Origin of the sequence: Rhizobium sp. BK098, assembly GCF_014193155.1 — a bacterium.
In the GTDB taxonomy this organism is placed as follows: domain Bacteria; phylum Pseudomonadota; class Alphaproteobacteria; order Rhizobiales; family Rhizobiaceae; genus Rhizobium.
This window is the reverse complement of the sequence record NZ_JACHYY010000010.1, coordinates 136655-151439: the sequence shown is the minus strand read 5'-3', so window position 1 is coordinate 151439 and position 14785 is coordinate 136655. Positions and strand designations below refer to the sequence as shown.

At 58.8% G+C, this 14785-nt stretch carries 12 protein-coding genes; all 12 read right to left on the bottom strand.

Going from position 1 to position 14785, the window contains the following annotated elements; translation table 11 throughout:
• Positions 1 to 99: 99 nt before the first annotated feature.
• Complete coding sequence (glmS, locus tag FHT73_RS23670; RefSeq protein ID WP_183715210.1) at positions 100 to 1926, bottom strand: glutamine--fructose-6-phosphate transaminase (isomerizing); 1827 nt, start codon at positions 1924 to 1926, stop codon at positions 100 to 102.
• Between the two features lie 114 nt (positions 1927 to 2040).
• On the bottom strand, positions 2041 to 3402 hold the full coding sequence (gene glmU, locus FHT73_RS23665; protein ID WP_112400643.1) for a bifunctional UDP-N-acetylglucosamine diphosphorylase/glucosamine-1-phosphate N-acetyltransferase GlmU: 1362 nt from the start codon (positions 3400 to 3402) through the stop codon (positions 2041 to 2043).
• Positions 3403 to 3502: 100 nt separating this feature from the next.
• Positions 3503 to 4249 carry a FadR/GntR family transcriptional regulator gene (locus FHT73_RS23660; protein WP_112400644.1) on the bottom strand — a complete coding sequence of 249 codons (747 nt, stop codon included), beginning with the start codon at positions 4247 to 4249 and terminating at the stop codon, positions 3503 to 3505.
• Positions 4250 to 4265: 16 nt separating this feature from the next.
• Entirely contained in the window at positions 4266 to 5234 is a 969-nt protein-coding gene (gene yjfF / locus FHT73_RS23655) for a galactofuranose ABC transporter, permease protein YjfF (RefSeq protein WP_112338369.1), read from the bottom strand.
• Positions 5231 to 6259, bottom strand: a complete 1029-nt coding sequence (locus tag FHT73_RS23650) for an ABC transporter permease (RefSeq protein ID WP_112338368.1) — start codon at positions 6257 to 6259, stop codon at positions 5231 to 5233. The genes yjfF and FHT73_RS23650 overlap by 4 nt, the downstream gene beginning before the upstream one ends.
• Positions 6256 to 7779 carry a galactofuranose ABC transporter, ATP-binding protein YtfR gene (ytfR, locus tag FHT73_RS23645; protein ID WP_183715208.1) on the bottom strand — a complete coding sequence of 508 codons (1524 nt, stop codon included), beginning with the start codon at positions 7777 to 7779 and terminating at the stop codon, positions 6256 to 6258. The genes FHT73_RS23650 and ytfR overlap by 4 nt, the downstream gene beginning before the upstream one ends.
• Positions 7780 to 7910: 131 nt before the next feature.
• On the bottom strand, positions 7911 to 8873 hold the full coding sequence (gene ytfQ / locus FHT73_RS23640; RefSeq protein ID WP_112338366.1) for a galactofuranose ABC transporter, galactofuranose-binding protein YtfQ: 963 nt from the start codon (positions 8871 to 8873) through the stop codon (positions 7911 to 7913).
• A 141-nt stretch (positions 8874 to 9014) separates the two neighbouring features.
• On the bottom strand, positions 9015 to 10091 hold the full coding sequence (locus FHT73_RS23635; protein WP_112400646.1) for a BMP family ABC transporter substrate-binding protein: 1077 nt from the start codon (positions 10089 to 10091) through the stop codon (positions 9015 to 9017).
• Positions 10092 to 10144: 53 nt separating this feature from the next.
• A complete protein-coding gene (locus tag FHT73_RS23630; RefSeq protein ID WP_112610267.1) occupies positions 10145 to 11065 on the bottom strand; it encodes an ABC transporter permease in 921 nt (306 codons plus the stop codon).
• On the bottom strand, positions 11062 to 12147 hold the full coding sequence (locus tag FHT73_RS23625; RefSeq protein WP_112610265.1) for an ABC transporter permease: 1086 nt from the start codon (positions 12145 to 12147) through the stop codon (positions 11062 to 11064). Before FHT73_RS23625 ends, FHT73_RS23630 begins: the two co-directional genes overlap by 4 nt.
• Entirely contained in the window at positions 12137 to 13711 is a 1575-nt protein-coding gene (locus FHT73_RS23620) for an ABC transporter ATP-binding protein (RefSeq protein ID WP_183715206.1), read from the bottom strand. The genes FHT73_RS23625 and FHT73_RS23620 overlap by 11 nt, the downstream gene beginning before the upstream one ends.
• A gap of 42 nt (positions 13712 to 13753) precedes the next feature.
• Positions 13754 to 14737 (bottom strand): quinone oxidoreductase, encoded by a 984-nt coding sequence (locus FHT73_RS23615; RefSeq protein WP_183715204.1) that lies wholly within the window; start codon positions 14735 to 14737, stop codon positions 13754 to 13756.
• Between the last annotated feature and the right edge of the window lie 48 nt (positions 14738 to 14785).

Below are 14785 nucleotides of genomic sequence, written 5' to 3'. Positions count from 1 at the left end.
CAGAAATTAGCGCGGCATACAACCCGCTAGCCACATCTGTGAGCCCAACAAGCGATCGACTCACGAGGACGTGACGGCAAATGCGCGGCGGAAGGAATCCTATTCCACGGTGACCGATTTGGCGAGATTGCGCGGCTGATCGACATCCGTGCCCATGAACACGGCCGTATGATAGGCAAGCAATTGAATCGGCAGCGAGAATATGATCGGGGCTATGATCTCGTCCACGACGGGCAAGGTGATCGTCGCCATGGTCGGCAATGTCGATGCGGCAGCGCCAATTTCATCCGTGATGAAGATGATTCGGCCGCCGCGAGCCGCGACTTCCTGCATGTTGGAAACGGTCTTGTCGAAGAAGCGGTCATGCGGGGCGATGACGATAACGGGCATGTTTTCGTCGATCAGCGCAATCGGTCCATGCTTCAATTCACCGGCCGCATAACCCTCCGCGTGGATGTAGGAAATCTCCTTGAGCTTCAGCGCGCCTTCCATGGCAAGCGGGAAGCTGGTGCCGCGGCCGAGATAGAGCACATCCTTGAACTTCGAGATCTCGCGCGACAGGCTTTCCATCTGCGGCTGGATGATGTTCAGGACATTCGCCATGATACGCGGCATCTCGACGAGATGGCGCACCATTTCCTGTTCATTTTCGGCGCTGATGTTACCTCGAGCGACGCCGGCTCCAATCGCCAGCGAGGCAAGAACGGCAAGCTGGCAGGTGAAAGCCTTCGTCGAGGCGACACCGATTTCCGGGCCGGCCAGGATCGGAAACACGGCATCGGATTCGCGCGCGATGGTCGATTCCCTGACGTTGACCACGGCACCGATCTTCAAGCCGTTGTCCCGACAGTAGCGGAGCGAAGCCAAGGTATCCGCGGTTTCGCCTGATTGGGAAATGAAAAGGGCCGCCTGCGACGGCAACAACGGCATTTCGCGATAGCGGAACTCGGAGGCAACATCGATTTCGACCGGCAACCGCGCGTAGCGCTCGAACCAATATTTACCCACCAGGCCGGCGAGATAGGCGGTGCCGCAGGCTGATATCGCAAGGCCGGAAACCCCGCCGAAATCGATGGCCGAGACATCCGGGCGCACGCGATGGCTGGCGAAATCGACGTAATGGCTCAGCGCATGGGAGATGACCTCCGGCTGTTCGTAGATTTCCTTTTCCATGAAGTGACGATGATTGCCCTTGTCGACCACATAGGCGGTTGCCTGCGAAATCTGCCGCGGCCTAGTCACTTCATTGCCGTTGAAATCGAGAATGGTCGCGCCGGCATGGGTGACGATGGCGCAGTCGCCGTCGACGAGATAGCTGATCTCATTGGTGAAGGGCGCAAGGGCGATCGCATCCGAACCGAGGAACATCTCGCCCTTGCCGTAACCCACGGCAAGCGGCGGGCCAGAACGCGCCGCCATCAACGTGTCAGGATCATTCTGGAACATAACGGCCAATGCGTAAGCGCCGGTCACGCGGTTCAGCATTTTCAGCATGGCTGTACGTGCGTCCAAGCCCTCGCGGACATATTTGGCCAGAAGATGGGCGACGACTTCCGTATCCGTCTGCGAGGCAAATTCCTGCCCTTCGGCCTTCAGCTCTTCGCGCAGCTCGGAGAAGTTTTCGATGATGCCGTTATGGACGACGGCAACGCCTTCCACGAAATGCGGGTGGGCATTGATTTCATTCGGAACACCGTGGGTTGCCCAGCGCGTGTGCGCAATGCCCGTAGTGCCAGGCAGAGGATCCGTCTCCAGCCGCTTCTCCAGATTGAAGAGCTTTCCTTCCGCGCGGCGGCGATCCATCACGCCGTCATGGATCGTCGCGACTCCAGCCGAATCATAGCCGCGGTACTCGAGCCGCCGCAGCGCGTCCACCAAACGCTCCGCCACAGGCTTCGTTCCGACGATCCCAACAATACCGCACATACAGCTCTCCGTCTGGCCTCAGATATGAAGGCAAGTCCTAATCATTCCTGCAATTTTCTCAATTGCCACAACGGTCACTTTCGATTTCCGACCGTTACGTCAACGCGCGAGAGTTTAGTGGCCGCCCTTTTTCGCTGCCTTGATGGCAAGGGCTCGCTCGCGGATCACCTTGGCCCGCTCCGGCTTTACTTCCTGGCGAGCCCGGCCGAAGGCCAGCGCATCGGCCGGAACATCCTCCGTGATGACACTGCCGGAAGCAATATATGCGCCGTCGCCGATATGGATGGGCGCAACCAGCGACGAATTGGAACCGACGAAAGCGTTGGCGCCGATATGCGTTTCATGCTTGTTAACGCCGTCATAATTGCAGGTGATCGTACCCGCGCCGATATTGCTGCCGGCTCCGATCGTCGCATCACCGATATAGGTCAGATGATTGACCTTGGCGCCCTCGCCGATCTTGCCGTTCTTGACCTCGCAGAAATTGCCGACCTTGGCGCCACCGGCGAGATCGGCCCCCGGGCGCAGCCTCGCAAAGGGGCCGACCGTAGCACCCGCACTGACATGGGCGCCCTCGATGTGCGAGAAGGCATGAATGACTGCGCCTCCCTCGATGACTGCGCCCGGACCGAAGACAACATTCGGCTCGATCAGCGCATCCTGGCCGATCACGGTGTCATAGGCGAGGAAAACGGTTTCCGGCGCTATCATGGTCACGCCCGACAGCATTACCTCATGCCGGCGGCGCTCCTGCCAGAGGCGCTCGATGAAGGCAAGTTCGGCGCGGTTGTTGCAACCAGTCATCTCGACTTCGGGCGCATCGACGGCAACGGCGCGTCCGCCAAGCGAGCGGGCGATCTCGACGAGATCGGTGAGGTAATATTCGCCCTTGGCATTGTCGTTGCCGATGCGATCAAGGAGATCCAGCGCCTTGCGGCCGTTGATCGCCATCAGCCCGCTATTGCACCACTTTATCGCCAGTTCGGCGTCGGTTGCATCCTTGGCTTCTCGAATGGCGATCAGCTCGCCATCCTTGACCAGCAACCGGCCATAGGCGTTGGGATGTTCCGTATGAAACCCGATGACGACGATGTCGTTACCATCGGCCAGTCCCTGGCGGGCGGCACGAAGCGGCACATCGGTCAGCAGCGGGACGTCTCCGTAGGCAACGATAATATCGTCATATCCGCGAGCAATCGCCTCGCGCGCCGCCAGCACGGCATGGCCCGTGCCGAGACGTTCCTTCTGAAGATAGGATTCGATGGTGATGCCGCCGATCGACGCTGCCGCGCTGACTTCATCCGCATTGCGCCCGACTACCAGCGCCGCCGCCGAAATTCCGGTCTTGGAGATCGCATCCATGACATGGGCGATCATCGGGCGCCCGGCAATCGGATGCAGGACCTTCGACATCGATGACTTCATGCGGGTACTGTCGCCAGCGGCGAGGATGATGGCGAGGCAGCTGCGTTCCATTTCAGGCTCCGAGATATACGGTCAGGCGTCGGCACAGGCCGAGCGAGTTCCCTCATACCAACAAGTCGAGCGATGAACTACGGCGAAATTCAAGACGACCTCAGGCCTCGGCAAGAGCCTCGAAAGCTTCGAGGACATGCTGACGCCCATCGATGATCACAAATTCCATCGCCTTATAGGCAGCAAGGCCGTCCCGTGCCGCTATCGCGTCCACTATGGCCATATGCGTATCAGCAATATTGGCGAAGCCATTGGTTGACGGCGGCGCGCTCATGCGAAACATGCCAACCAGTGCGGCTTTGATAAGCCCACCCAGCGATCGCATGAACGGATTTTGCGAAGCCTCAGTAATTGCCAAGTGGAAATGCAAATCGGCGACTGCGAGGCTATCGGATGTATGGTGCGGCGCCGCCATGGCGGCTGCAAGATTGCGAAGCAGTTCGATATTCTCGCGGCTCGCCCTTTTTGCCACCAGACTCGCGGCAAAAGGCTCGAACGCCATGCGTATATCGTAAAGATGAAGAAGAAATTCCTTGTTGACTCCGCTCTCGAAATGCCAATTGAGCACTTCATTATCGAACATGTTCCAATGGATCTTCTCGGTCACGCGCGTGCCGACGCGCGCACGCGGCACCACCAGTCCCTTTGCCGCCAATGTCTTCATGCTTTCACGCAGGACCGTGCGGGATACCTTGAACCGTTGCAGAAGCTCGCTGTCACCGGGAAGAATGCTTCCGATCGGAAATGCACCCGAGACGATCGCCTTACCCAACTCATCGACCACTTGAGCGTGGCTCGTGCGCGATTTTCCCTCGGATTTTCCGGTCTCAAGCATTCGGTTTCGCAAGAGCTCTGTCCCTCCCTCAGACATATCGTCGGTTTAAGCGGGAAAGCAGCAGAAGTCCCTTCTGCATCAGAATAAAGGCAAACAGCAACAAGCCGATCAATATCTTCGTCCACCAACTGGAAAGCGTTCCATCGAAGGTGATGTAGGTCTGAATCAAGCCCTGTATGAGAATTCCGATGAGTGTTCCTCCGACGAATCCCGCTCCTCCCGTCAGCAGTGTTCCCCCTATGACCACGGCAGCGATCGCATCGAGTTCGACGCCGACCGTGGCAAGCGAGTATCCGGCAGATGTATAGATAGAAAAAACGATTCCGGATAGGCCAGCAAGAAATCCAGAAAGGGCATAGATCTGGATCGTCGTCTTGCCGACAGGCACGCCCATCAGCACCGCCGTTTGAGCGCCGCCACCGAGAGCATAGACGTTGGCGCCGAAGCGAGTGCGTTGCGCCAGCACAATGCCGCCGGCAAAGACGAGCAGCATGAGACCGCCGATCAAAGTCAGCCGGCCGCCGCCGGGCATCAGCCAATAGAGATCGTTGAGCTGAGAGTAGAAATCATGCTCGATCGGAATGCTGTCGATCGACAACACGAAGGCGATGCCCCGCGCCAGAAACATGCCGGCCAGCGTCACGATGAAAGGCGGCATGCTGAGATAGTGAATGATGGCGCCCATGCCGGCGCCAAAAATCGTCGTGATGACAAGAACAAGAACGAACGCGATCAACGGGTGGATCGCCGTATCGCGCAGAATGACAGCCAGGAAAACCCCGGTAAAGGCAATGATCGAGCCGATGGACAGATCGATGCCGCCCGAGATGATGACGAAGGTCATGCCTACGGCGGCAATTCCCAAAAATGCGTTATCAGTCAACAGGTTGCCCATTACCCGCGTCGACAGCATGTTCGGATACTGCGTCACGCAGGCGATATAGGCCAGAATGAAGATGAGGATCGTCGCAAGCAGCGGAAGATATTTCGAATTCACTTTGCCTGCTCCTTTTGCACCATCTGCCCCTCGTCTCGGCGACGCCAGAAGAATGACGTGGCGGATTGAACCGCCGGAGACTGGATGACCAGAATGACGATGACGATAATCGCCTTGATCACCAGATTGAATTCCGGCGGAAAGCCGGAGAGCAGGATGCCTGTATTGACCGATTGAATGATCATTGCGCCGATCAGCGAACCGACGATGCTGAAACGACCGCCGAGCAGCGAATTGCCGCCAACCACGACCGCAAGGATCGCATCCAGTTCAAGCCACAGACCGGCATTATTGGCGTCCGCACCCTTGATGTCGGCCGTAACGATGATACCCGCGATGGAGGCACAAAGGCCGCTCAATGCGTAAACCGCAATCAGCAGCACCGGGGTCCGGATACCGGACAAGGTGCTTGCCCGGCGATTGATGCCGATGGCTTCGACCAACATTCCGAGAGCCGTGCGCCGGACCAAAGCGATCACCAAAAGCGCAGCGACAAGCCAGATCACCACCGGCATCGGCAGGGCGACGAATGAGCCGCTACCAAGAAAGATCAGTCCGTCATTGTTGAAAGTGAGGATCGCGCCCTCAGTGATCAATTGCGCAATGCCGCGGCCCGCCACCATCAACACCAGCGTTGCGATGATCGGCTGGATATCGAGTACGGCGACGAGGAAACCGTTCCAGAGCCCACATGCCAGACCGACGCCGATCGTCAACAGCAGCGTATAGGAAAGCGAGTAGCCGGCAACGATCGAGGATGCCGCAACAGCACCGCAGATCGCGATGACCGCGCCGACGGACAGATCGATGCCTTTCGTGGCGATGACCAGCGTCATGCCAATGGCAAGCAGCGCTACCGGCGCACCACGATTGAGTACGTCCACCAAGCTCCCGTAGAGCCTTCCATTCTGGACTTCCAGATGAAAGAAATGCGGGAACATTATGAAATTCAAGAGAAGAATAACCGCGAGCGCAATGAGCTGAGGCATCAGCCGAAGCAAGGAGGTTTTGATTGGCGAGCTCATGCGTCCTCCCGCGTCTTTTGCGCCGTGGCGATAGCCTCGACGATATTTCCGGCCGTGATCTCACTTCCGGCCAACTCGGCAATATGTTCGCGGTCACGCAGGACGATGACGCGCGAACTATAGGCGACAAGCTCCTCAAGTTCGGATGAAATGACTACCAGGGACATTCCCTGCCGGCAAAGATCCTCGATCAATCGGATGATTTCCGCATGAGCACCGACATCGATGCCGCGCGTCGGCTCATCCAGGATGAGGAAGCTCGGATTGGTCGCCAGCCATCGCGCAAGGATCGCCTTCTGCTGGTTACCGCCTGAAAGGAGCCTGATCGGCTTTTCGCGGTCGGTCGTGCGGATATCCAACGCCTTGATATAGCGATCGGCGATGGCGTTTTGCTCGCTGCGCGGCAAGGGCCTTGCCCAGCCCCGCCTTGCCTGTAACGCCATGACGATATTTTCGCGAATGGAGAGATCACCGATGATGCCATCGGTCTTGCGGTCTTCCGGGCAAAAGCCGAAACCGCTCTTGATCGCCGCGCGCGGACTGGAAAGCGCAATGGGCTTGCCTTCGATCTTCGCCTCGCCGCTGTCGGCGCGCTCGACGCCGAAGAGCACTTCGGCGGTCTCGGTCCGCCCTGAGCCAAGCAGGCCCGCAATGCCCACAACTTCGCCGACGCGTACCTCCATGTCGAACGGCTTGATCTTGCCGCGTTTGCCGAAATTCGTGAAATGATATCTGACCGGGCCGCTTTCCGTCTCGCTCTGCTTTATAGTGCCTTCAGCCTCGGCGAGTTCGCGGCCGAGCATCATGGCGATTAGAGTCTGCCGCGGAAGACCGTGCGCATCGCGCGTGCCGACCAGGCGGCCGTTGCGGAGAACGGTGATGCGATCGCAGATCTCGTAAACTTGCTCTAGGAAATGCGTGATGAAGACAATTCCCAGACCGCGCTGCTTCAATCGCCTGACGATACCGAACAGCATCTCGACTTCATGCGTGTCCAAGCTCGCAGTGGGCTCATCCAGGATGAGGACCTTGCCGGAGAGATCGACCGCGCGGGCGATGGCGATCACCTGCTGAATGGCGACCGAAAAGCGATCGAGCTGGCGGCTGACATCGATATCCAGGCCATATTGTGACAGCAGATCTCTGGCCATCTTATTCATGACGCGGCTGCTGACCATCCCGAATCGTCGCGGCTGGCGGCCCAGAAACAAGTTTTCCGCGACGCTCAGATTGGGCAGCAGGTTCACTTCCTGGTAGACCGTTCCGATACCGAGCTTTTGAGCGGCAAGCGTATCATGCGGATCGATCTCCTCCCCATCGAGAACCAGAGTGCCCGCATCGCGGCGATAAGCGCCGGTCATGCATTTGATCAGGGTCGATTTTCCGGCACCATTCTCGCCGAGAAGCGCATGGACCTCGCCGCGCATCAATGTGAAATCGACATGATCGAGAGCGGTCGAACCGGGGAAATATTTACAAAAACCTGTCGCCGTCAGAAGTCGCTCTACGTCGTGAGCCATGAAGCGCGAATTTCCTTGGAATGAATCAAATTGCGAAAGCGATAGCCGGCGCATTCCGTCGGTGCGCCGGCATCTTGCACAAGATATCGCACCGGCGCGGCATTGCCGATCCGGCGCGATGGGCTTTCGTCTTAGTAGCCGAGGTCCTTCTTCTGCTCGTAGACCTTCTGCGGATCATCCGCCTGGGTATAGAGCTTGGATTCCGTCTGGATCCACTTCGGCGGCTCTTTCTTGGTCTTCAAATACGCATCGAGCGCGTCGAAGGCAGGACCTGCCATGTTCGGCGTCAGTTCAACGGTTGCGTTCGCCTCACCGGCAGCCATGGCCTTGAAGAGATCCGGAACCGAATCGATCGACACGGTCAGGATGTCCTTGCCCGGCTTCAGGCCAGCTTCCTTGATCGCCTGAATAGCGCCGACGGCCATATCGTCGTTATGGGCGTAGAGCGCGCAGATATCCTTGCCGCCGTTTTCAGCCTTCAGGAAGCTTTCCATGACTTCCTTGCCCTTGGCGCGGGTGAAATCACCGGTCTGGCTGCGAACGATCTTCAGGTTGTCGTGACCCTTGATGGCTTCCTCGAAGCCCTTCTTGCGGGCGATGGCCGGCGAGGAGCCCGTCGTGCCCTGCAGCTCGACGATGTTGCACTTCTTGTCGCCGACCGTCTTTACGAGCCAGTCACCGGCGACCTTGCCTTCATGAACCAGGTCGGACGTGACAGCTGTCAGATAAAGGTCCTTCGGTGCAGCAACCGTGCGGTCAAGCAGAATGACCGGGATCTTGGCTTCCTTGGCTTCCTTCAGGACAGCATCCCAGCCGGTTTCGACGACCGGTGCCAGCAGGATCGCATCAACGCCTTGCGCGATGAAGGACCGGATCGCCTTGATCTGGTTTTCCTGCTTCTGCTGCGCGTCGGCGAACTTCAGATCGATGCCGCGCTTCTTGGCTTCCTGCTTCGTCAGCGTCGTTTCGGCCGCACGCCAACCAGACTCCGAACCGATTTGCGAGAATCCGACGACCAGGTCTTTAGCCGATGCCGATGTGAACATGCAGGCAGCCAGCATCGTCGCACTGATCAGTGCAGTCTTCAACTTCATGATTTCCTCCCAAAGGCCATTTCCTCAGGCCAAGGTTTAAAAATCATATAGTAATACTTTTGTAAATCATCATTCGATGTTGCAACGCAACAAAAAGGGGCGTTTTGAACGCCCCTTTTCAACTTAAACTATTTCTTCTGCTTACTTAGAAGCCGGCAGCTTGTCGTCCACGCCTTCGATGTAGAAGTTCATACCGAGCAGGGTGCCGTCATCGGCCTTTTCGCCGGCCTTGAGCCAGGGCGTACCGTCCTGTTTGTTGATGGGGCCGGTGAAGGGAGCAAGCTCGCCCGACTTGATCTTGGCTTCGGTTTCTTGAGCCATCTTCTTCACGTCGTCAGGCATATTCGTATAGTCGCCCATCTTCAAGATGCCGTCCTTCAGGCCGTCCCAGCTCTGCTCGGACTTCCACGTGCCATCGAGCAGCGCATGAACGCGCTTGGAGTAGTAGTTACCCCAGGTGTCGATGATCGCCGTCAACTGCGCCTTCGGGCCAGCCTTGATCATGTCAGAAGCCTGACCGAAAGCATGGATGCCGCGCTCTTCAGCCACCTGCATCGGCGCCGTCGTATCGGTGTGCTGCGTCAGGATATCGACACCTTGGTCGACCATGGCCTTGGCTGCATCGGCTTCCTTGCCCGGGTCGAACCAGGTGTTGACCCATACGACCTTCAGCTTGAAGCTCGGATCGATCGAACGGGCGCCCTGTTCGAAGGAGTTGATACCCATCACCACTTCCGGAATCGGGAAGGACGCGATGTAGGCGGCGCCATGGTTCTTCGACATCTTGGCGGCGATCTGGCCGAGGATATAGCGGCCTTCATAGAAGCGCGAGTTGTAGGTTGCGAGATTCGGGCCGCTCTTGAAGCCGGTCGCATGTTCGAACTTCACCTTCGGGAACTTGGCGGCAACCTTGACGGTCGCATCCATGAAGCCGAACGAAGTCGAGAAGATCAGCGAGCAGCCGGAACGGGCAAGACGCTCGATGGCGCGCTCGGCATCCGGGCCTTCCGGTACGTTTTCGAGATAAGGCGTCTCGATCTTGTTGCCGAATTCCTTCTGGATCTGCTGACGGCCGAGATCGTGCGCCTGCGAATAGCCGCCGTCCGTGTGCGAACCGACATAGACGAAGCAGACCTTGGTCGGTGCCGCTTCAGCGGCGGCAGCGAAACCAACGATGGCAGCGGCTGTCGTTGTGAGGGCGAGTGCTAGTTTTTTCATGGTTACCCCTACTGGTTTGACATGTTTTGCAGAAATCGGTCCGGCTGTTGCAATCAGCGCTCCGGAACGAAGGCTTTGCCGAGCGACGCTGGCGTGTTGATCAAGGTCGCGCGGCGATTTTGAGAGATGATGACGAGAACCACAATAGTCGATGCATAGGGCAGCATCGACAGGAATTGCGAGGGTATGCCGACGCCGAAGCCCTGCGCATGGAATTGCAGGATCGTCACGGCGCCGAAGAGATAACCGCCGGCCAGCACGCGCATCGGCCGCCAGGAGGCGAAGACCACGAGCGCCAAGGTCACCCAACCGCGACCGGCCGACATGTTCTCGACCCATTGCGGGGTGTAGACCAGCGACAGCTGAGCGCCTGCAAGCCCCGCGCAGGCACCGCCGAACATGACGGCGAGATAACGGGTGCGGATGACGTCGATACCGAGAGCATGGGCCGAGCCATGGCTATCGCCGACGGCGCGCAGCTTCAGGCCGGCACGGCTGCGGAAGAGGAACCAATTGACGCCGGCGAGCAGCGCGATCGACAGATAGAAGGTCAGGTCCTGCCTAAAAAGTACCGGACCGAGGAACGGTATGTCCGACAGCAGCGGAAAGACGATTTCATGCAGCTGCACGCCCGGCACGCTGACATAGCCTTCGCCGATCATGCCCGAAAGGCCGAGCCCAAGGATGGTCAGCGCCAGGCCGGTCGCGACCTGGTTTGTTACAAGCGTCAGCGTGAGAAAACCAAACAGCAGCGAGAAGAGCGCGCCCCCGACGATGCCGGTCAGCAGGCCGACATAGGGCGATCCGCTCATCTGCGCTCCAACAAAAGCGGCGACCGCACCGATGATCATCATGCCTTCGACACCGAGGTTGAGGACACCGGAGCGTTCCACCACCAGTTCACCCAGGCCGGCAATGACGAGCGGCGTCGACGCGGTGATGATGGTGAGCAGGATGGCTTCAAACACACTCATGCCGCACCTCCACGGACCCGCGACCAAAGCACACGGATTTTGTAATAGATCAGTGTGTCGCAGGAGAGCACGAAGAACAAAAGCAAGCCCTGGAAGACGCTGGCCGCCTTGGCTGATATCCCCGGCGACAATTGCGCGGCTTCGCCGCCGAGATAGGTCAGCGCCAGCACCAGACCGGAGAGAATGGCTCCGAGCGGATTAAGGCGCGCAAGGAAGGCGACGATGATGGCGGTGAAACCGTAACCCGGCGAAATCGCCGGCTGCAGATGGCCGATGGAGCCGGAAACTTCGGATATGCCAGCCAGTCCCGAGAGCGCGCCGGAGACGAGGAAGGCGAACCAGACCATTTTCCGCGAGGAAAAACCGGCAAAGCGCCCTGCCCGCGCCGACTGTCCAAGCACGCTTATCTCAAAGCCTTTCAGCGTATATTTCATAACGAACCAGGCAAGGATCGCCGCGACCACGGCGAAGACGATGCCCCAATGCGCACGCCCGGAGTCCTCCCAGATCGCCGGTAAAACCGCTTCTGGCGGAAAGTCGATGCTCTGCGGAAAGTTATGGCCCTGCGGATCGCGCCACGGCCCGCGCGACAGCCAATCAAGGAAGAGCTGCGCGATATAGACCAGCATCAGGCTCGTCAGGATCTCGTTGGTATTGAAATGCGCCTTCAGGAGCGCCGGAATGGCGGCATAGAGCGCGCCGCCAACGGCGCCGGCGATCAGCATCAAAGGCAGGATCACGGGCGAATGCCAGTCGGTGAAGACGATCGGGATGAATGATCCGGCGATCGCGCCCATGGTGAACTGCCCTTCGGCGCCGATATTCCAGTTGTTGGAGCGATAGCAGAGGCAAAGGCCGACGGCGATCAGGATCAGCGGTCCGGCCTTGATCGCCAGTTCGTGCAGCGACCAGACCTCCAGCAGAGGTTCGACGAAGAATGCATCGAGCGCCTCGACGGGATCCTTGCCCATGACGGCGAACATGATGGTGCCGGCGATCAACGCCAATGCGAGAGCAAGCAGGGGCGATAGCAAGCCGAACAGCTTGGAGACCTGCGGGCGCTTTTCAAGTTCAATGCGCATGTGCAGGCTCCGAATGCGTCTTCGATTCATGCAGACCGCCCATCAGCAGTCCGATCTTTTCGCGCGTCAGCTCACCGGCCGGATAGGACGGCGACAGCCGTCCTTCCGAGATGACGGCAATATCGGTCGCGACTTCGAAAATCTCATCCAGATCCTGGCTGATAACGAGCACGGCCGAGCCTTCGCGGGCGAGATCGACCAGTGCCTGGCGGATGCGGCTTGCGGCGCCGGCGTCAACGCCCCAGGTCGGTTGATTGACGACGAACACGCTCGGCTGGCGATCCAGCTCACGGCCGACGATGAACTTCTGCAGATTGCCGCCGGACAACGCGCCGGCAGCCGGATCCTCGCCGCTCTTGCGGACATCCATCGCCTCGCAGATGCGCTTCGTCGCCTGCTTGACCGCGCCGTGCCTGATGACATTGAAGAAGCCACCACCCAGGAACGACTTGCGATCCGACTGATGCCGGGCAAGCACGAGGTTATCCGACAACTTCAACGTCGATACCGCAGCATGGCCGTGGCGTTCTTCGGGTACGAAACCCGCGCCGATCAGCCGGCGCGCATTAATGCCCTTGGTGCCGACAGCCTTGCCGCGCAACTGGACCAGATCATCCGCGGGGACGGTGTATTCGCCGGAAATGACATCGAACAATTCGCCCTGGCCGTTACCGGCAACGCCGGCAATCGCCAATATCTCACCGGCCCGCACACGCAGGGAAACGTCCTTCAGCGCCATGGCAAACGGGGTTCTCGCCGGTGCCGAAAGGCCTGCGATCTCCAGGAGAATATCGCCCTTGTTGCCAAGCCCCTCGTGCTGCACGCTGGCGACATCGCTGCCGACCATCATGCGGGCAAGCGAACCGGTCGTTTCCTGCCTAGGATCGCAGGCGCCCGTGACCTTGCCGTGACGCAGGACGGTGGCGCGCGAACAGATGCGCTGCACTTCCTCCAGCCGGTGGCTGATATAAAGCACCGATCGGCCCTCGTCCCTCAACTTGAATAGCGTTTCGAACAGTCGATCGGCTTCCTGCGGTGTCAAAACGGAGGTGGGCTCGTCGAGAATGATCAGTTTAGGGTTTTGCAGGAGCGCCCGAACGATCTCGATGCGCTGGCGTTCGCCGACCGAGAGGTCGGCCACATGCGCATTCGGATCGAGCGGCAAGCCATAAGCGTGAGAGAGCTTCGCGGCTTCCTCGGAAATTTTTGCGAGCGGGATATTGTTGTCGAGCGAGAGCGCTATATTTTCCGCGACAGTCAGCGCTTCGAACAAAGAAAAATGCTGAAATACCATGCCGATGCCGAGCTTGCGCGCCGTGCCCGGCGCATCGATCGCCACAGGCTGCCCCTGCCAGATGATCTGCCCATGCGACGGTTCGAGCACGCCGAACAACATCTTGACGAGCGTGGATTTGCCTGCGCCGTTTTCTCCGAGGAGAGCGTGAATTTCTCCCGGCTGGATTTCAAGATCGATTTCGTTGCAAGCAGTAAAACTGCCAAACAGTTTCGTCAGTTTGCGAACCGACAATAGTGCGCCGGTTGCCGGCGCATCGGATGACGACACGTTCCCCTCATTTCCTTCCCACCGTTCCTGCCCTTTACGGATCTATGGGATCAGCAGTGTAGTTCCACTCGTTTTCCTGGCTTCCAGATCCGCATGTGCGCGCCCTGCGTCAACAAGCGGATAAGTTTGATGAATATTGATACGCACTTTGCTGCTTTGCACAACAGCAAATAACGACTTTGCACTGGCTCTCAACTCGTCAGGTGTACCGACATAGGCGAAAAGGCTCGGCCGCGTGGCAAAGAGCGAACCCTTCTGGTTGAGGATGGCGAGATTGAAATTCTCGATCGGACCAGAAGACTGGCCAAAGGTGACCCACATCCCGCGCGGCTTCAGGCAATCGAGCGACTGCGGGAAAGTATCCTTCCCAACCGAGTCATAGACGACATCGACGCCCTTGCCTCCGGTGATTTCGCGAACGCGCTCGGCAAAATTCTCCTTGCTGTAGTCGATGACGTGGTCGTAGCCATGTGCCAGCGCCAGTTCGACCTTTTCGGCGGAACCGGCAGTGCCGATGACGGTTTCGGCGCCGAGGGCTTTGGCCCACTGGCCGGCGATCAGGCCAACGCCACCGGCGGCCGCGTGGAACAAAAGCGTCGTTCCAGGGCCGACCTTGAAGGTGCGGTTCAGCAGATACTCGGCCGTCATGCCCTTCAGCATCATCGATGCCGCGGTTTCGAGCGTGATATCATCGGGCACCTTGACCAGATGACGCGTCTCGATATTGCGCTCGACGCTGTAGGCGCCATCGCTGCCGACATAGGCGACGCGATCGCCAACAGCAAAATCGGTCACGCCAGGCCCAACTTCGGTGATCGTGCCCGCAGCTTCCTTGCCGAGCGGCAATGGAAACTGAGGTGCCTTGTAGAGGCCGGATCGAAAATAGACATCGATGAAGTTGAGGCCGATCGCAGCTTGACGAAGCTGCACCTCACCCGCGCCGGGAGGCGGCAGATCCACCTCCTCCAGCTTCATGACCTCCGGACCGCCATTCTCGTGGATACGGATGACTTTGGTCTTCTTCATGATGCACAATCCTTACTGACGTCCTAGGGACGGGGCCTTACTGACGAC